At 72.0% G+C, this 17,198-nt stretch carries 12 protein-coding genes and 1 pseudogene; 4 read left to right on the forward strand and 9 right to left on the reverse strand.

The window, feature by feature from the left end; all coding sequences use genetic code 11:
* Positions 1 to 51: 51 nt before the first annotated feature.
* From ilvN to GLX30_RS11090, 4 genes are all read right to left on the reverse strand, one after another.
* Entirely contained in the window at positions 52 to 576 is a 525-nt protein-coding gene (ilvN, locus tag GLX30_RS11075; RefSeq protein WP_159686740.1) for an acetolactate synthase small subunit, read from the reverse strand.
* A gap of 38 nt (positions 577 to 614) precedes the next feature.
* The gene (locus GLX30_RS11080) at positions 615 to 2,471 is read right to left on the reverse strand and encodes an acetolactate synthase large subunit (protein ID WP_159686743.1); all 1,857 of its coding nucleotides are present in this window, start codon (positions 2,469 to 2,471) and stop codon (positions 615 to 617) included.
* Positions 2,472 to 2,702: 231 nt separating this feature from the next.
* Positions 2,703 to 5,510: an EAL domain-containing protein gene (locus GLX30_RS11085; RefSeq protein ID WP_167306909.1), complete on the reverse strand. Its 2,808-nt coding sequence runs from the start codon at positions 5,508 to 5,510 to the stop codon at positions 2,703 to 2,705.
* 365 nt (positions 5,511 to 5,875) lie between these two features.
* Entirely contained in the window at positions 5,876 to 6,826 is a 951-nt protein-coding gene (locus GLX30_RS11090; RefSeq protein WP_159686751.1) for a 2-hydroxyacid dehydrogenase, read from the reverse strand.
* 74 nt (positions 6,827 to 6,900) lie between these two features.
* Between GLX30_RS11090 and GLX30_RS11095 the strand changes: the two genes are divergently transcribed.
* From GLX30_RS11095 to GLX30_RS35180, 3 genes and pseudogenes are all read left to right on the forward strand, one after another.
* Positions 6,901 to 7,899: an aldo/keto reductase gene (locus tag GLX30_RS11095; RefSeq protein WP_159686754.1), complete on the forward strand. Its 999-nt coding sequence runs from the start codon at positions 6,901 to 6,903 to the stop codon at positions 7,897 to 7,899.
* Positions 7,900 to 8,172: 273 nt separating this feature from the next.
* Entirely contained in the window at positions 8,173 to 9,315 is a 1,143-nt protein-coding gene (locus tag GLX30_RS11100; protein WP_244258436.1) for a PQQ-dependent sugar dehydrogenase, read from the forward strand.
* A 12-nt stretch (positions 9,316 to 9,327) separates the two neighbouring features.
* Positions 9,328 to 9,480: pseudogene (locus GLX30_RS35180) on the forward strand (DUF6191 domain-containing protein); the annotation flags it as partial.
* A gap of 471 nt (positions 9,481 to 9,951) precedes the next feature.
* On the opposite strand, the gene GLX30_RS11110 reads toward GLX30_RS35180, so the two are convergent.
* From GLX30_RS11110 to GLX30_RS11120, 3 genes are all read right to left on the reverse strand, one after another.
* Entirely contained in the window at positions 9,952 to 13,083 is a 3,132-nt protein-coding gene (locus tag GLX30_RS11110) for a helix-turn-helix transcriptional regulator (RefSeq protein ID WP_244258104.1), read from the reverse strand.
* Positions 13,084 to 13,091: 8 nt separating this feature from the next.
* Complete coding sequence (locus GLX30_RS11115) at positions 13,092 to 13,268, reverse strand: hypothetical protein (protein WP_159686757.1); 177 nt, start codon at positions 13,266 to 13,268, stop codon at positions 13,092 to 13,094.
* Positions 13,269 to 13,399: 131 nt separating this feature from the next.
* Positions 13,400 to 14,632, reverse strand: coding sequence for an MFS transporter (locus tag GLX30_RS11120; RefSeq protein ID WP_159686760.1), 1,233 nt, complete (start codon positions 14,630 to 14,632; stop codon positions 13,400 to 13,402).
* Positions 14,633 to 14,692: 60 nt separating this feature from the next.
* Between GLX30_RS11120 and GLX30_RS11125 the strand changes: the two genes are divergently transcribed.
* A complete protein-coding gene (locus GLX30_RS11125) occupies positions 14,693 to 15,694 on the forward strand; it encodes a helix-turn-helix domain-containing protein (protein ID WP_159686763.1) in 1,002 nt (333 codons plus the stop codon).
* A 101-nt stretch (positions 15,695 to 15,795) separates the two neighbouring features.
* On the opposite strand, the gene GLX30_RS11130 is transcribed toward GLX30_RS11125, so the two are convergent.
* Both GLX30_RS11130 and GLX30_RS11135 read right to left on the reverse strand, forming a co-directional pair.
* Positions 15,796 to 16,563 (reverse strand): GNAT family N-acetyltransferase, encoded by a 768-nt coding sequence (locus GLX30_RS11130; protein WP_159686766.1) that lies wholly within the window; start codon positions 16,561 to 16,563, stop codon positions 15,796 to 15,798.
* 68 nt (positions 16,564 to 16,631) lie between these two features.
* Complete coding sequence (locus GLX30_RS11135; RefSeq protein WP_159686769.1) at positions 16,632 to 17,189, reverse strand: GNAT family protein; 558 nt, start codon at positions 17,187 to 17,189, stop codon at positions 16,632 to 16,634.
* Positions 17,190 to 17,198: the final 9 nt, after the last annotated feature.

The raw sequence follows: 17,198 nt of genomic DNA on the forward strand, positions 1-17,198 counted from the left end.
CGGCGGGAGAGGACGGGGAGGTTTCGGGGTCTCGCCAGGCGAGAAGGGGAGTCAGGCGCTGCGGTCCAGGGCGCGCAGCGACCGGTCCGTGATGGAACGGGCGCCCCGCCCTATGGCGATCGTGCCGGACTGGACGAGTTCCTTGATGCCGAACTGCTCCAGCATCTTCAGCATCGCTTCCAGCTTGTCACTCGAACCGGTGGCCTCGATGGTGACGGCCTCGGGCGACACGTCGACCGTCTTGGCGCGGAACAGCTGGACGATCTCGACGATCTGCGAGCGGGTCTCGTTGTCCGCGCGGACCTTCACCAGCACGAGCTCGCGCTGGATGGCGCCACCGGGCTCGAGTTCGACGATCTTCAGGACGTTGACGAGCTTGTTGAGCTGCTTGGTCACCTGCTCGAGCGGCAGATCCTCGACCTGGACCACGATGGTGATGCGGGAGATGTCGGGGTGCTCGGTGACACCGACGGCGAGCGAGTCGATGTTGAAGCCGCGGCGGGAGAACAGGGCGGCGATCCTGGCCAGGATGCCGGGCGTGTTCTCCACCAGGACGGAGAGCGTGTGCTTGGACATGTGCGTCGTTCCTCTTCCTACAGCTCTTCCTGCGGCTCTCAGTCGTCTTCGTTGTCGCCGAAGTCGGGGCGGACGCCCCGGGCGGCCATGACCTCGTCGTTGGAGGTGCCTGCGGCGACCATGGGCCACACCTGGGCGTCCTCGTGGACGATGAAGTCGATGACGACCGGGCGGTCGTTGATCGCGTTGGCCTCGGCGATGACCTTGTCGAGGTCGTCGGGCGACTCGCAACGGATCGCGTAACAGCCCATGGCCTCCGACAGCTTGACGAAGTCCGGGACGCGGGTGCCGGCGCTCTTCTCCAGGCCGGTGGCCTCGGGGCCGGAGTGCAGCACCGTGTTGGAGTAGCGCTGGTTGTAGAACAGGGTCTGCCACTGGCGGACCATCCCGAGGGCGCCGTTGTTGATGATCGCGACCTTGATCGGGATGTTGTTCAGAGTGCAGGTGGTGAGTTCCTGGTTGGTCATCTGGAAGCAGCCGTCGCCGTCGATCGCCCAGACCGTGCGGTCCGGAGCTCCGGCCTTGGCGCCCATCGCCGCGGGAACCGCGTAGCCCATCGTCCCCGCGCCGCCCGAATTCAGCCAGGTGGCGGGCTGCTCGTAGTCGATGAAGTGGGCGGCCCACATCTGGTGCTGGCCGACGCCGGCGGCGAAGATCGTGCCCTCCGGGGCGAGTTCGCCGATGCGCTGGATGACCTGCTGCGGTGCGAGGCTGCCGTCACCCGGCTGCTCGTAGCCCAGCGGGTAGGTCTCGCGCCAGCGGTTGAGGTCCTTCCACCAGGCGGTGTAGTCGCCGGTGTTGCCGGTGCTGTGCTCGGCCTGGACGGCCTGGACCATGTCGGCGATGACCTCGCGGGCGTCCCCGACGATCGGGACGTCGGCGGCGCGGTTCTTGCCGATCTCCGCCGGGTCGATGTCGGCGTGGACGATCTTGGCGTACGGGGCGAAGCTGTCCAGCTTGCCGGTGACGCGGTCGTCGAAACGGGCTCCGAGGGCGACGATCAGGTCGGCCTTCTGCAGCGCGGTGACGGCGGTGACCGCACCGTGCATGCCCGGCATTCCCACGTGCAGCGGGTGGCTGTCGGGGAACGCGCCCAGCGCCATCAGGGTGGTGGTGACGGGGGCTCCGGTGAGCTCGGCGAGCACCTTCAGCTCGGCGGTGGCGCCGGCCTTGAGGACGCCGCCGCCGACGTACAGGACCGGGCGCTTGGCACCGGTGATCAGCTTGGCGGCCTCACGGATCTGCTTGGCGTGCGGCTTGGTGACCGGACGGTAACCGGGCAGCTCGGTCTGCGGCGGCCAGCTGAAGGTCGTCCTGGCCTGGAGGGCGTCCTTGGCGATGTCGACGAGAACGGGGCCGGGGCGGCCGGTGGACGCGATGTGGAAGGCCTCCGCGATGGTGCGCGGGATGTCGTCGGCCTTGGTGACCAGGAAGTTGTGCTTGGTGATCGGCATCGTGATGCCGCAGATGTCCGCCTCCTGGAAGGCGTCCGTACCGATGGCCTTGCTGGCGACCTGGCCGGTGATCGCGACCAGCGGCACGGAGTCCATGTGCGCGTCGGCGATCGGGGTGACCAGGTTGGTGGCGCCGGGACCGGAGGTCGCCATGCAGACGCCGACCTTGCCGGTGGCCTGCGCGTAGCCGGTGGCGGCGTGGCCCGCGCCCTGCTCGTGGCGGACCAGGACGTGGCGGACCTTCGAGGAGTCCATCATCGGGTCGTACGCCGGGAGGATCGCGCCGCCCGGGATGCCGAACACCGTGTCGGCCCCTACTTCCTCGAGAGAGCGAATGAGGGACTGCGCACCCGTGACGTGTTCGACGGTGGCGGACGGCTGGTGTCCGCCGTTACGGGCCCGCGGCTGCGGATGGTGGGCCCCGGAGGCCTGCTCGGTCATCGGCGTTCTCTTCTCGAAGCTGAGGGTTTTCGCGAGGTTTGATGCGGTTCTGATCTGGCTGCTGTCGGCGCCGGTGCAACAAAAAACCCCTCGTGCCGTGAGGCAAGCGAGGGGAGCGCGTCGGGAGGTGTCTGCAGAGCTGTCGGTGCGGCTCTGCTAGCCGACGCGCTTTCCAAGTACGAGAATTCGGGTGCGCATGGCAATGACCCTCCCCCCGGCGCGCTACCACTGTCAAGTGGGTGGGACGCGCGTCTCATTATTTGAGCCATTCCGTGCAGGCGGGACGCCCGCGGCCAGCAGCGGCACCCCCAGCCCGTCGGGCACCGGATACTCGCCCCTGGCCAGCGCACGGCGCAGCCGGTACTCGTCCAGCGGCCCGGAGAATGCCATGCCCTGGCCGTGGGTGCACCCCATGGCACGCAGCGCCAGCACCTGCTCCGGCACGTCCACGCCGTCCGCCACGGACTGCATGCCGAGGTCGCCCGCGATCCGCAGCAGACCGCTGGTGATCTTGTGCACTCTGGCGGACTCGACGACGCCCTCGATCAGGCCCCTGTCCAGTTTCAGCACGTCCACGGGAAGTCTGCGCAGCGCGTTGATCGCCGCGTAGCCGCTGCCGAAGCCGTCCAGCGCGATCCGTACGCCCATCCTGCGCAGGGCCGTCAGCCGCTGTTCGAGCTCGTCGAAGGAGATCCGCGGGTCACTGTCCGCGAGCTCGATGACGAGTGCTCCCGACGGCAGGCCGTGCCGCGTGAGCAGGGCCTCGATGGAGCCGAGCGGCAGCGCCCTGTCCAGGAGCAGACGCGCCGGCAGTCGCACCGACACCGTTGTCCGATGGCCGGCGCCGGCGCGTTCCGCGGCCTGGCCGACGGCCTCCTCCAGCAGCCAGCGGCCGAGCTCGGCGCTGCGGTCGCCGTCGTCGGAGACCCGCAGGAACTCGGCAGGGGTGAAGAGGATGCCCTGCGCGGAGCGCCAGCGGGCCTGTGCGGAGACCGCCGCGATCCGGCCCGTGGTGAGGCTCACCACTGGCTGGTGCAGCAGCGCGAACTCGCCCTCGTGCAGGGCGCTGCGCAGCCGGGCGGCCAGTTCGGTGCGCCGGACCACCTCGGCCTGCATCTGGGGCGCGTACAGCTCGACGCGGTCCTTGCCCGCGGCCTTGGCCCGGTACATGGCGAGGTCGGCGTTGCGCATCAGGTCGGTGGGGCTCATCGCGGGCTCGGCGAAGGCGACGCCGATGGAGGCCGCCACCCGCACCTCACCGCCGTCGATGCGGTACGGCTGGGAGAGCATCAGCCGCAGCCGGTCGGCGATCTCCAGCACCTGCGACTCGCGGGCGGACCTGTCCCCGGAGCCGTCGCCGACGATCAGGGCGGCGAACTCGTCGCCGCCGAGCCGGGCGGCCGTGTCCGCGGCCCGTACGGAATCGGCCAGCCGCCGGGCCGCCTGGATCAGCAGCTCGTCGCCCGCCTGGTGGCCGAGCCGGTCGTTGACGCCCTTGAAGCCGTCGAGGTCGATGAAGAGCACGGCGGTGCCCTCGTCGCCCGCCCTGCGGCCCGTCAGGGCGCCTCTGACCCGCTCGGTGAACAGCGCGCGGTTGGGCAGGTCGGTGAGCGGGTCGTGCTCCGCGTTGTGCTGTAACTGGGCCTGCAGTCGCACCCGTTCCGTGACGTCACGGCTGTTGAAGATCAGGCCGCCCTGATGCCGGCTGACCGTCGATTCCACGTTGAGCCAGTCGCCGGAACCGGACCGGAACCGGCACTCCATGCGAGTGGTGGGCTCCGCCGACGGCTCGGCCGCCAGGAAGCGGCGCAGTTCGTGGACGACGCGGCCGAGGTCCTCCGGATGGATGAGCGTGGCCAGCTCGGTGCCGACCAGTTCCTCCGCGTCCCGCCCGTAGACGCCGGCGGCCGCGGGCGAGACGTAGCGCAGGACCCCGGACGGCGCGGCGATCATGATGACGTCGCTCGACCCCTGCACCAGCGAGCGGAAGTGGTTCTCTTTCTGCGCCAGCTCGTGGGTGAGGGCGATGTTGTCCAGGAGCATGATGCCCTGCCGTACGACGAGGGCGAGGACGACGGTGCAGCCGGTGAACACGACGACCCGGTCGACCCGGCGCCCCTCGATGACGTTGTGGAGGATGCCGAGGGTGCACACGGCCGCGGCCAGGTACGGGGTCAGCGCGGACAGTGAGCTCGTTATGGGACGCACCGGATTCCTCGTGCCCCGTGGCGGACCCGCCGGCTCGCCGGTGCGTGCTCCCCAGGGGGCGTAGGCGAGCAGAAGCGAGCCCGCGAACCAGCCGGCGTCCAGCAGTTGGCCGGAGCTGTAGCTCTCCCGCAGCAGCGGTGAGGTGAAAAGGGCGTCGCACAGCACCGTGAGCGCGAGGCCGGCGATCGCGGTGTTGACCGCGGACCGGTTGGCCGGAGAGCGGCGGAAGTGCAGCGCGAGCACCATGCTGACCAGCACGATGTCCAGCAGCGGGTAGGCCAGCGCGAGCGCGGCCGGGGCCACGCTCTCGCCCTGCGCGTGCGCGGTGTGGGCGAGCGCGAGGCTCCACGAAAGCGTGAGCAGCGAGCCGCCGATCAGCCAGGCGTCGAGCGCGAGGCAGACCCACCCGGCCTTGGAGACCGGCCGTTTGGCCAGGACCAGGAGTCCGACGATGGCGGGCGGCGCGAAGCAGAGGAAGAACAGATCGGCCACGGACGTGCTCGGCACGGTGCGGTCGAGCACCACCTCGTACCAGCCCCAGACCGCGTTCCCCGCCGCCGCCATGGCGGAGGAGAACGCGAACAGCAGCCACGCGGGACGGAAGCGGCACTTCTGCGTGCGGGCGTAGAGCAGGCAGGAGACGGCGGCGATCAGGGCGGCCAGGCTGAGCCCGAAGTCGCCCATGATCAGAGCCAGTCGGTCCGAGCCCCAGCCCAAGGCGGCGCCCACTCCGTAGCCGGCGCAGACGAAGGCCAGGCCGAGCTGGCGCTTCACTCTCGAGCCGCCGCGCGGCAGCGCGTCCCGGAACGCCAGTGCCCCTGGCGCGCTCATCGCGCGGTCCGGGGTTGCGCCGCCGTCCCCGGGGGCGCGGGCGGTACGGAGGCCTGGGGCGCGGCCGTCGGAGTCGTCGCTCCGCGCAGCACAGTGCGCGGGGGTCGCCAGCGGCTGCCCTGCCGCGTCGGATCGTCGGTCCATCGGCCGTACATCGCCCGTCGCCCCCCTCACGTCTGATCGGCAATCAGTTCGCGCCACAGCACCACCCCTCGCACGGTGCAGCCCCCAGGTCGGGACGATACACCAATATCGTCACTCAGGGACATAGCCCCTCTACTCTGCGTGACGATCTCTGGCGATTAAGGCACGCGGTGCATTCGAGTGACTTCGAAGCGTGTGCGAACGGGGCAGCCCGAAGGTCGTTATCCGGTCGTCACGACGACATTGCGCAGGGCTTCGCCCGCCGCGAAACGGCTGAGCTGATCCGCCAGCAGCCGCTTGGCGCGCGGCATGAACGCCGAGGTGGAGCCGCCGACATGGGGGCTGATCAGTACGCCGGGGGCGTGCCAGAGCGGATGCCCGGCGGGCAGCGGCTCGGGATCCGTGACATCGAGAGCGGCGGTGATCCGACCGGTTTCCACCTCCGCGAGCAGCGCCTTTGTGTCGACGACCGGGCCGCGGGCGATGTTGACGAGCAGCGCGCCGTCCTTCATCCGCCTCAGGAAGTCCGCCCCCACCAGGCCCTTCGTCCGTTCTGTGAGCGGGGTGGACAGGATCACGACATCGGCGTCCGGCAAGAGGACGGGAAGGTCGGTGAGTGCGCGCACTTCGCCGCGCTCCGTTGTCCGGGCGGAGCGCGCGACGCGCGCCACCCGCGCACACTCGAACGGCGCGAGCCGGTCCTCCACGGCGGCGCCGATGGACCCGTATCCCACGATGAGTACCGACTTGTCGGCCAGCGACGGGTAGAAGCCGGACCGCCACTGCTCCGAGTCCTGCCCGCGTACGAACCCGGGGATGCCGCGCAGCGAGGAGAGGACGAGCGCGAGAGCGAGCTCGGCCGTGGACGCCTCGTGGACGCCCTTGGCGTTGCACAGCCGCACACCGGCGGGCAGCAGGCCGAGTCCCGGCTCCACATGATCGATGCCCGCGGAGAGCGTCTGCACGACGCGTACGGACTTCATGGCGGCCAGCGGCCGTATGGCCACCTCCATGCCCCTCATGTACGGGACGGCGTAGAAGGCGCAGTCGGCGGGGTCGGCGGGGTAGTCGGGTCCGCCGTCCCAGAACCGGTACGTCAGGCCCGTCGCGGAGGACGCGGGGAGGCCGTCGATCTCGTCGGCCGCGACGGGGAGCCACACATCAGCAGTCATGGTCAGGAGGCTATGCGAAGGCCGCGGGCGCCCATTGGTTAGTTTGGGGGCGGCCGAGGGAGAGGTACGGGGAGTTGGAGCGCAGGGCGATCGGTGCGGCGGGCCTCGAGGTGGGCGCCGTGGGGCTCGGCTGCATGCCGATGAGTTGGGCCTACAGCAGCTCCCAGCAGCGCGGGGACCGGTCGCTGCGTACCGTCCACAGCGCGCTCGACGCCGGTTCGAGCCTGCTGGACACGGCCGACATGTACGGCCCGTTCACCAACGAGCTGCTGCTCGGCCGGGTCCTCAAGGAGCGGCGCGCGGACGCCTTCGTGTCGACGAAGGCGGGCCTGCTCGTCGGCGACCAGCACATCGTCGCCAACGGGCGGCCCGGCTATGTGAAGCGTGCTTGCGACGCCTCGCTGCGGCGGCTCCAGACCGACGTGATCGACCTGTACCAGCTCCACCGCGCCGATCCCGAGGTGCCCGTGGAGGAGACCTGGGGCGCGATGGCGGAGCTGGTGGGCGCCGGCAAGGTGAGGGCGCTCGGGATGTGCGCCGTCGGCGCGCGGGCGTCACGTCGCTCGGGGGCCGACGTGCACGAGGGAACGATTCGCCAATTGGAGCGGATGCAGCAGGTGTTCCCCGTGAGCACGGTGCAGGCGGAGCTGTCGGTGTGGTCCCCCCAGGCCCTGGGACGGCTGCTCCCGTGGTGCGGGGCGCGCGGAGTGGGCTTCCTCGCGGCGACACCGCTGGGGAACGGGTTCCTGACGGGCACGCTCACCCCGGGGCAGGGTTTCGAGCCGGACGACGTACGGGCGCGCCACCCGCGCTTCACGGCGGAGATGATGGCCGCCAACCAGCCGGTCGTGGCGGGTCTGCGCCGGGTCGCCGCACGGCACGGAGGCGCCGTCACCCCGGCGCAGGTGGCCCTGGCCTGGGTGCTTGCCCAGGGACGGCACGTGGTGCCGGTGCCCGGCACGAAGCGGCCGGAGTGGGCGGTGGAGAACGCGGGTGCGTGGAAGCTGGAGCTCACGGCGTACGACCTGGCGGAGATCGCGGCGCTGCCGCCGGCACGGGGCTCGTGGGACTGAGCGGGGCCCCGGCTCTCCCGCGGACCGGGCGCGCGGGCGGCTGCCGAGGCGTCTCTGCAAACCGGGCGCGCGGGCGGCGGTCAAGGCTTCCTGTGCACGCGGGACCGGACCGCTGCCGAGGCGTCCCGACGGGCCGTCGCGCGGAAGGCTGCCGCGGCTTCTCCGGAAGATCGGGAACCTGAACGGCGGCGGCGGTGTAAGAAGAACAGGAAGGCAGCTCCAGCCGCCGTCGAAGGGATCAGAACCGTGCACCGTCCTGCAGTGACGGCCGTGATGGCCGCCGTCGCACTCATCTTTGCGGCCGGATGCTCGTCGGGCGACGGGACGAGTCCGACCGCCGGTACACCCGGCGCCTCCAAGGAAGCCGCCTCGCCCTCGACCGCGGCTCCGAGCCCCGCACCCAGCCCAGCAGGCCCTCCCGCGAAGGGCTCCGTGAAGGTCGTGTCCACCTTGGCGGAGGACCTCAAGTCACCCTGGGGCGCGGCCGTCCTGCCGGGCGGCGACCTGCTGGTGACCTCGCGGGACGAGGGGACGATCACCCGGGTCGACGCGGAGAGCGGAGACAAGACCGAGATCGGTTCCGTGCCGGGTGTCGCGCCCGGCGGGGAGGGCGGCCTGCTGGGCCTCGCGATCTCCCCCTCGTTCGCCTCCGACCGCCAGGTGTACGTGTACTTCACCACCGCCTCCGACAACCGCATCGCCCGCCTGCTGTACGACGAGCAGAAGCCGGCCGGCCAGCAGTTGGGCGCGCCGGACACGGTGCTCCGGGGCATTCCCAAGGGGATCATCCACAACGGCGGACGGATCGCCTTCGGCCCGGACAAGATGCTGTACGCGGGCACGGGCGAGACGGGCGAGACGGGCCTCGCCCAGGACAAGGAGTCGCTGGGCGGCAAGATCCTGCGCATGACGCCGGACGGCCGCCCGGTCCACGGCAACCCTGATGCCGATTCCGTCGTCTACTCGTACGGGCACCGCAATGTGCAGGGCCTCGCCTGGGATTCCGAGAAGCGACTGTGGGCGGCGGAGTTCGGGCAGAACACCTGGGACGAGCTCAATCTGATCGAGCCGGGGAAGAACTACGGCTGGCCGGAGGTCGAGGGCAAGGGCGGCCGGTCCGGCTTCGTCGACCCGGTCGCGCAATGGAAGACGACGGACGCCTCACCGAGCGGCATCGCGTACGCACGTGGCTCGATCTGGATGGCGGGGCTGCTCGGCGAACGCCTGTGGCGCATTCCGCTGTCCGGGACCGCGCCTTCCGCGGACCCGCAGCCCTTCCTCGAGGAGGAGCACGGCCGCCTGCGCACCGTCGTACCGGCGGGCGGGGACAAGCTCTGGCTCCTTACCAGCGAGACCGACACCCGCGGCACGCCGGAGTCGGGCGACGACCAGATCCTCCAACTGGAGGTCCGATAGGGAGGCCCGTCCGTGTTCAACGCCTTCGAGGAGATCTTCGCACCCGGCCGAAAGCACACCGACGACGAGCGCAACCGCCTCGCGCTGACCAGGGTCGACGTAGGCGACGGCGATCCCGGCCGTGGCCCGATCGACCTCGACTCGGGCAAGGTGACGGTCCACCCGCGTGCGCCGCACGCTGCCGACGTCGACGACGCCGCGGGCCGCGGAGGCCCGCCCGCGGAGTGGGAGAGCGCCGGGGCCGACGACGGCGGGCGTACGGGTACGCGAGCCACGCCCCGGCCCGGCACGGCGCCGGCCGCCGCTCCGGTCGGCGACGCGACGGGGCCGGAGTTCGAAACCCCCGGCGACGGCCTGAGCTCCACGGATCGCCGGCGCGGCCCGCAGCCCGGGCCCGGGTCCGCGAGCGAACGTGCGGCGGGAGGGTCCGACCCGGACACGCCCGGCTGAGGACGGGGCGCCCGGAACGGGCGCCCGGCATCTGTGCTGCCGATTCCCTCACGAGGTGAGGACGGGCACCGACCGGGTGCGGCAGGGCCGTTGTCTCGGGACGGACGTGGCAGACCTGACGGACGGGGAGGCGCACGTCCTCGCCGGGTCCGCACGTCCATGGGCCGGACGTGGCGCGCGTCGGCCTCAGGCCGGGGCGGCGTCCGTCAGGTCCTGGAAGAGGCGGAGGCGGTGGGCCATGGCGGCGGCTTCGCCGCGGCCGGAGACACCCAGCTTCGCGAGGATGTTGGAGACGTGGACGCTCGCCGTCTTCGGCGAGATGTAGAGCTCCTCCGCTATCCGGCGGTTGCCGTGACCGGCGGCGACCAGGCGCAGCACGTCCTGCTCGCGGCGGGTGAGGCCGAGGTCCGAACCGGCCTGCGGGCCGTCCGCCGGCGCGGCGGCCTCGGTGAGGTCGACGCGGGCGCGCCTGGCCAGCAGCTCGATCTCCTCGCTCAGGGGCCGCGCGCCCAGCTCCCGGGCAACCGTCCGGGCCCGGCGCAGCAGATCCGTGGCGTGCTTGCGGTCGGGGTCGCCCGCTCCCGCGGCGGCGGACCGCAGCAGGCGCTCCGCCCACTTCAGGCGCACTGCCGCGAGATCGTAGGGACGCTCCGATTCCTCGAACGCCTCTGCCGCCTCCGCCCAGTCGGCGCGCGTGTCGTTCCCCTCCGCACGCCGCAGCTCCGCACGGACCAGGAGTTCATGGGCCCGCCAGACCGGCACCCCGGTCACCAGTGCCTTGGCGGCCCCGCGGATGCGCTGGACGGCCTCCGGACGGCCCGGTTCCGCCGCCGGAAGCCCGCGTGTGTCGGCCTCCAGGGCGGCGGCCGCACGCAGCAGCGGCCAGGCGTACCGCTGGGTGCCGAGGGGAAAGCCGGCCGCGACGGCGCGTTCGAGCTCGCGGCGGGCGTCGAGGATCCGGCCCTGCGCGGCGGCGATCCGCAGGGCGACCGTGATCGCGGGAAGCGTCGCCTGCGGGACCGGATCGTTCGCGCCGAAGTGCTTGTGTGCCAGCGCCAGATGCTCGACGGCTCTCGCGACGTCCCCGCGCTCGATGGCGATCCCGGCGAGCAGCACGCAGGCGCGGCCGCTCGGTCTCGGGCTCAGAGCGACGCGGAGGGCGTGTGCCGCCGCCTCCTCGGCCTCGTCCCACCGGCCCAGGGAGAAGTGGGAAGCGGCCAGGTTGTTCCTGATCCAGGCACGGCTGTCCAGCAGTCCGTACCTGCCTATCATCCCGATGCCCTCTTCGAGGATCCGGATCGCTTCCTGTGAGCGGCCGACGCTCTCCAGCACGGACGGCAGGTTCGTGTAGATGCGGCCGATGTGCGCGGTCAGTTTGAGGCTGACGGCCCGGTCCTTGACCGCGTACATACCGGCCACGCCGCCCTCGATGTCACCGGCGTCGGCCATCAGACTGCCGAGGGTGAGGCGGGCCCGGAGCTCGATGTCCTCCGCGCCGACCATGCGCGCGTACGCGACAGCCTGCTCGGCCGTCGCGAGGCTCTCCGCGCCGGGGGCGTGCTCCTTGCGCCAGGCCGCCGCCTCCGCGAGCACTTCCGCGTGCACCGCGGAGGGCGCCAGCCCCCGTACCAGGTCCTGGGCGGCGCTCAGTTCGGCCCATCCGTCGCCGCGACCCAGGGCGGAGATCAGCCGGGAGCGCTGGACCGAGAACCAGGCGGCCCGCAGCGGATCGTCCTCCGCCTCCGCCAGCCGCTGGCCGCGCTTGGCCGTCTTCAGTGCCCGTTCGCGTTCGCCGCAGAGCCGCCCCGCGACCGCCGCTTCGGCCATCAGGTCGAGATAGCGCAGCGGTGTGGTCGCCGGGTCGCAGCCGCACGGGGGGTAGACCTCGGCATGGTCCAGGGGCCGCAGCTCCGAGCGGACGCTTTCGGGGGCGCTGTCCCACAACTCCATGGCCCGTTCCAGCAGCCGCAGTTGCTCGGCGTAGGCATGGCGCCGCCGGGCCCCGACGGAGGCCTTGAGCACGGCGGGCAGCGCCTTGGCGGCGTCGCCCGCGCGGTACCAGTAGGTGGCCAGGCGGGTGGCCCGCTCCTCCTCCCGTACGAGGGTGGGGTCGGCCTCCAGCGCCTCGGCGTAACGGCGGTCGAGGCGGGAGCGCTCGCCGGGCAGCAGGTCGTCGCTGACGGCTTCGCGGGCGAGGGAGTGCCGGAAGCGGTAACCGTCCCCGTCCGGCGCGGCGAGCAGGATGTTCGCGCCGACCGCGGAGCGCAGCGCGGCGATGAGTTCGTCCTCCGGCAGACCGGCGACCGCCTGCAGCAGGCCGTGCTCGACGGTGGAGCCGCCTTCGGCGACGATCCGCACCACGCCCTGTGCGTCCTCGGGCAGTGCCTCCACGCGTACGAGCAGGATGTCGCGCAGGGAGTCCGGCAGGGCGGGGCAGTTGCCGTCGCTGAGGCCGGTGGCGAGCTCCTCGACGAAGAAGGCGTTTCCGTCGGAACGGTCGAAGACCTGGTCCACCAGGGCGGGGGCGGGGTCGGCCGCCAGGATGCCGGCCATCTGACGCCGTACCTCGGTCCGGTTGAAGCGCGGCACCTCGATGCGCTGCACCGTGCGCATGCGGTCGAGTTCGGCGAGGAACGGGCGCAGCGGGTGGCGCCGGTGGACATCGTCCGAACGGTAGGTGGCGATCAGTACCAGCCGGCCGCGGCGCACGGTGCGGAAGAGGTAGGCGAGGAGGTGGCGGGTGGAGGCGTCGGCCCAGTGCAGGTCCTCCAGCACCAGGACCACGGTGCGGTCCGCCGCGACCCGTTCCAGCAGCCGCGAGGTGAGTTCGAAGAGGCGGGCCATGCCCTCCTCGTCATGCCGGCTGTGTTCGCCGCCCGGCGCGGCGAGCTCCGGCAGGAGCCGGGCGAGTTCCTGCTCCTGACCGCCGGCGGCGGCCAGGAGTTCCTCCGGCAGCCGCCGGTGCAGGGAGCGCAGCGCGGTCGAAAAGGCGGCGAACGGCAGCCCGTCCGCGCCTGTCTCGACGCACCCGCCGACGGCGACGACGGCGTCGCGGCGGCAGGCCTCGCTCAGCAGTTCCTCGACGAGCCGGGTCTTCCCGACCCCCGCCTCGCCCGCGACGAGCAGTGCCTGGGGCTCGCCCGGTCCGCCGGCCGGCGTCTGCGGGCCGGCGCCGGCGGCGCGGGTGAGCGCGTCGGTGAGCACTCCCAGCTCACCGGCGCGGCCGACGAATACGGGGCTGACGGACCTTGTCTCCACGCCGCCGAGCATCGCACAACCGTCCGGGGGCGCGGCAGACTTGATCGGTGTACCGGTCATGGCCCGAGTCATGCGGCCCGTGTGAAGTGACTGCTGTCGGGCCGGCTCACCCGCCCCTCCTTTTCGTCGCCGCCGGACGGGCGCGGGGCGCGGCCGAGGCGCTGCGTGCGGGGGAGGCGGCGCTCTGCGTCGGCCTCGCGGATCAGGTCGGCACGGCGCAGTTGCTGGATGGCGTAGTCGAACACGGTGTTCCTCCTGTGTCGAGGGCTCGCGGCCCCGGTGGGTGTGTCCACCCTCGTCCCTCGGTACGGTCGGCCGCATCGGGCGACTGCCGGATCTCCGGGCGGCCGGCGGCTTAGGGCCGCGGCCGGATGCCTTAGGCCTTGTCCGCAGGCCTTGGGCGGCCCTTGGTGAACCCCTCGCCACTGCGGACGGGTACGGCCACCGGCGCGGGGCGCCTCAGGCCCGGTGCCAGGGTGAGGGTGACCGCGGCGGAGGCGGCGGCCATCACGGTCATGGCGGTCGCGGGCGAGGTGAGCTGTGCGATGCCGCCCGCGATCGCCGCGGCAACGCCCTGCATGGTGAGCATCCCTGAGGAGTGAAGTCCCAAGGCGTGACCCGTCAGGTCGCTCGGCGTCAGCGACAGCAGGCGTTCCTGGAGCAGCAGATTGGCGGAGAAGCCGACCGCCCCCACGGTCACGGCGGCGAGCGCCACGGGCAGCGCGGGGTGCAGGAAGAAGATCAGATAAGGGGCGGCGAGCAACAGCAGCAGGGGCGGTGCACCGAATCTGTCACGCAGGCGCACGGGCAGGAAGCGGCCGGTCAGGATGTCCCCGGCCAGCATCCCCACCGCGGTGCAGGCGAACAGAAGCCCTGCGTGGCGTGGGGCGTAGGAGACGAAGAGGGACTCGCAGCCGACGACGAGTCCGTTCGGCACCCACAGCGCGAGGTAGACACGGCGCCGCGGTTTCGACGCCCACAGGCGCACGTTGGTCCCCCAGCTCTCGCGGGCCGACGGACGGCCCTTCGCGCGCGGCGGCCGCCTCGTGAGGCCGACGCGGGCGACGGCCGCGGAGACCACGTACAGGGCGGCTCCGATGAGCAGGGCATCGCGCGGCGTCAGGACGTTGACGAGTACGCCGCCGACGGCGTAGCCGCAGATCTGGAGGCTTCCCGCGCACATGTTGTGCACGGAGCGGCCGAGGAGGTAGCCCTCTGCGGGGAGGATCTCGGTGAGCAGTCCGTAGCGCACACCGCCGCCCACCGAGCCGACCGTGCCCTGTACCGAAAGAATCAGGAAGATGCCCCACACCGGCAGGTTCGGCAGGGCCAGGGCCGTGGTGGCCACGGCGAAGAAGAGCGCCAGGCCGACGGTCGCGGCGCGCGGTGGGAGACGGTCAGCCGCCGACAGCAGGACACTCGCGCCGATCATCTGCGCCAGCTTCGGGCCGAACATGCTGAGGGCCGCGAGGAGCGGCGAACCGGTCGCGTCGTGGACGAGCGTCCCCAGGGCGAGCCCGCTCACCGTCAGTGCCGCCACGTGCGCGGCGGAGACCGCCAGTAGCGGGGCGAACTCCGGCGCCTTGAAGAGCTCTTGGTAGGTGCGCATGGACGGAGTGTCGGCAGGCCTTCGGGCGCGGAGTTAATGTTTCGCGGGGAGGCGAAACCATTGGGCTGGTGGGAGGTCAACGCGGACACGCTCGCGGGCAGCCGCTTCGTCGTGTCCCCCCTCTGCGAGACGACAGCGAGCCTGAGGGTCCTGAAGAGGAACTCGCCCGCGCATCCCGCCGAGCGTCGGTGGCTGGAGCGTCACCGGCCCGCCTTCCTGGAGCGGCTGGCCGCCGACCCGGTCACCGCCCTGCTGGTGCCCGTCGCACTGGGCAGGCACCGGTGGACGGCCGATTTCCTGACGCCGGTGCCGCCACTCGAACGCGCGGCGCTGGACGGCGGGGAGTTCTACGACGAGTTGGCGCGGATCCGCGAGACGCCGGCAGACACCGCCCGCGCCGACCTCGAGGTCGCTCATCGCGGACCGCTGCCCGACGTGTTGCTGCGCCCCGATCTGCCGGAGCGCATCGCCGGCCTGCTGGAGTGGGTGTGGCGGGAGACCGTGGCGCCCGAGTGGCCGCGGCGGCGGCGCGTCATGGAGGCCGATGTGGTCGCGCGTACCGGCCAGTTGAGCCGGGCGGGCTGGGCGGCCGCACTGGACGAGATGCATCCGGAGATGCGGTGGCTGGGCGACAACCGGCTGCAGATCAACACCCGTGCCTTCCCGCCCCGGCGGCTGATGGGATCGCAGCTGCTGTTCGTGCCGGTCACGCCGCGTACCGGATGGATCTCCACCGACCGGCCGGACGTCGACGGCACGGTGCACCGCAACGCCGTGGTGTACCCGTGCTCAGGCACGCTGGCGGAGCCGGAGCGGGCCACCGCCCCGGAGGCGCTGGCCAGGCTGCTCGGCGCCGGGCGGGCGAGCGTGCTGGTGCTCCTGGCCAGTCCGATGAGCACGACGCACCTCGTGGCGCTGACGGGCCAGGGTCTCGGCTCGGTGGGCCGCCACCTCAAGGTGCTCCTGGACGCCGGGCTCGTGGACCGCCGCCGCGCGGGACGGTCCGTGCTCTACTACCGCTCCGCCGCCGGCGACGTACTGGCACGGGCCCAGAGCTCGTAACGACCGCGGGGCGTAACGGCCCATGGATCTCAACGCGTCAGTCCCTCACAGCCCGGGGCTCACGGCCCGGAGGTCGGAGTACGTCGCTCACGGCCCGGGCCTCACGGCTCGTAGACGTACGGCGTCGTGGTGCACAGCGCCGTGAAGCCGAGCCGTTCGAGGATGGGCCGGCTGTCGTCCGACGCGTCGACCTGCAGAAAGCGGACGCCCTTGGCCACGGCGAGACGGGCCCTGTGGGCGACCAGGGCCCGGTAGATGCCGCGGCCGCGCCACGCGGCGAGCGTGCCGCCGCCCCAGAGACCGGCGAAGTCCGTCCCCGGGTAGCGTTCCATCCGGGCCGAGCAGACGGGCAGGTCGCCCGCCATCGCGACGGTGATGTCGATCGTGTCGGGGTTTTTGGCCAGCTGGACGAGGAGTTGCTCGCGCAGCCGGTCGCTGCTGGTCCCGAAGGCCTGCTCGTGCACCTGTGCCACGAGGTCGACGCCCGCCGGTCCGGTCACCGGTTCCAGCCGTACCCCGTCGGGCAGTCCGGCGCCGGCCGTCAGGCGGGCGGCCTCCCCGACCATCACCGTCTCGTCGGGCTCAGGCGTGAACCCGGCCGCGAGCAGCCGCTCGCCGAGGTCGAGCGGAGTGTCGTAGCTGTACAGCTTCCACTCGAAGGGGCGGGCCGGTCCGGAGAAGTGCCGCACCTGCCCCTCGATCACCGCATCGGCGGTCTCCGGGCGCAGCGCGGACCACAGGACACCGCTCCAGTCACCGTCGGCTCCGGTCCGGCGCACCACGTCGCCGGCCCGCTCGCCCCCCGGGGCGTCCCGGCGCACCTGCTGGTCGAACAGGGCGAGCACGGCTTGCTGATCACGTGGTTCCATCCGGGCATTGGAGCACCGCCCGCCCGGGAGCACCAACGGATTTCCGCGCCGTGCGGCCCGGCGACCGGCTACGCGGCCCGCCGCTTGCGCCACTCCGGGGCCAGCACCGACCAGATCTGCTCGTCGTGCCGCTCGCCGCGGTACAGGTAGAGCTCCCGCCGGGTGCCCTCGTGGGTCATGCCCAGGCGCTTGGCGACGTTGATGCTGGCCTGGTTGGCGGAGGCGACGATCCATTCGACGCGGTGCATTCCGCGTACCTCCACCGCCCAGTCGATGATGACCGTCACGGCGCGCGTGACCAGGCCCCGCCCGGCCACGGTGGGTTCGAGCCAGCAGCCCGCCTCGCAGGTCCCCTGGGACACGTCCATGGTGCGGAACATGACTCCGCCGACAAGGGTGCCCTCCAGCCAGATGCCGTAGATGCGTCCCGTGTCCGCGGCGGCCTTGTCGGCGTACGACTGGAGGAAGGCCCGGGCGGCGGAGACGTCCTTGACGATGTCCGGCAGGCCGACGTGGCGGCCGATGTACTCGCGGCCACGGTCGATGTGGGCGAAGAACTCCTCCGCCTGCCAAGGCTCCAGGGGACGCAGTTCCGCTTCGTCGTCGCCGAGGCTTGTGGCAAACACAGTGCTCCT

It is taken from the genome of Streptomyces sp. Tu 2975 (assembly GCF_009832925.1).
Classification (GTDB): domain Bacteria; phylum Actinomycetota; class Actinomycetes; order Streptomycetales; family Streptomycetaceae; genus Streptomyces.

What these genes read in the sequence shown, in the direction of transcription:
- ilvN (WP_159686740.1), bottom strand. Translation starts at nt 576, where the DNA reads ATGTCCAAGCACACGCTCTCCGTCCTGGTGGAGAACACGCCCGGCATC.
- GLX30_RS11080 (WP_159686743.1), bottom strand. Translation starts at nt 2,471, where the DNA reads ATGACCGAGCAGGCCTCCGGGGCCCACCATCCGCAGCCGCGGGCCCGT.
- GLX30_RS11085 (WP_167306909.1), bottom strand. Translation starts at nt 5,510, where the DNA reads ATGAGCGCGCCAGGGGCACTGGCGTTCCGGGACGCGCTGCCGCGCGGC.
- GLX30_RS11090 (WP_159686751.1), bottom strand. Translation starts at nt 6,826, where the DNA reads ATGACTGCTGATGTGTGGCTCCCCGTCGCGGCCGACGAGATCGACGGC.
- GLX30_RS11100 (WP_244258436.1), top strand. Translation starts at nt 8,173, where the DNA reads ATGGCCGCCGTCGCACTCATCTTTGCGGCCGGATGCTCGTCGGGCGAC.
- GLX30_RS11110 (WP_244258104.1), bottom strand. Translation starts at nt 13,083, where the DNA reads ATGACCGGTACACCGATCAAGTCTGCCGCGCCCCCGGACGGTTGTGCG.
- GLX30_RS11120 (WP_159686760.1), bottom strand. Translation starts at nt 14,632, where the DNA reads ATGCGCACCTACCAAGAGCTCTTCAAGGCGCCGGAGTTCGCCCCGCTA.
- GLX30_RS11130 (WP_159686766.1), bottom strand. Translation starts at nt 16,563, where the DNA reads ATGGAACCACGTGATCAGCAAGCCGTGCTCGCCCTGTTCGACCAGCAG.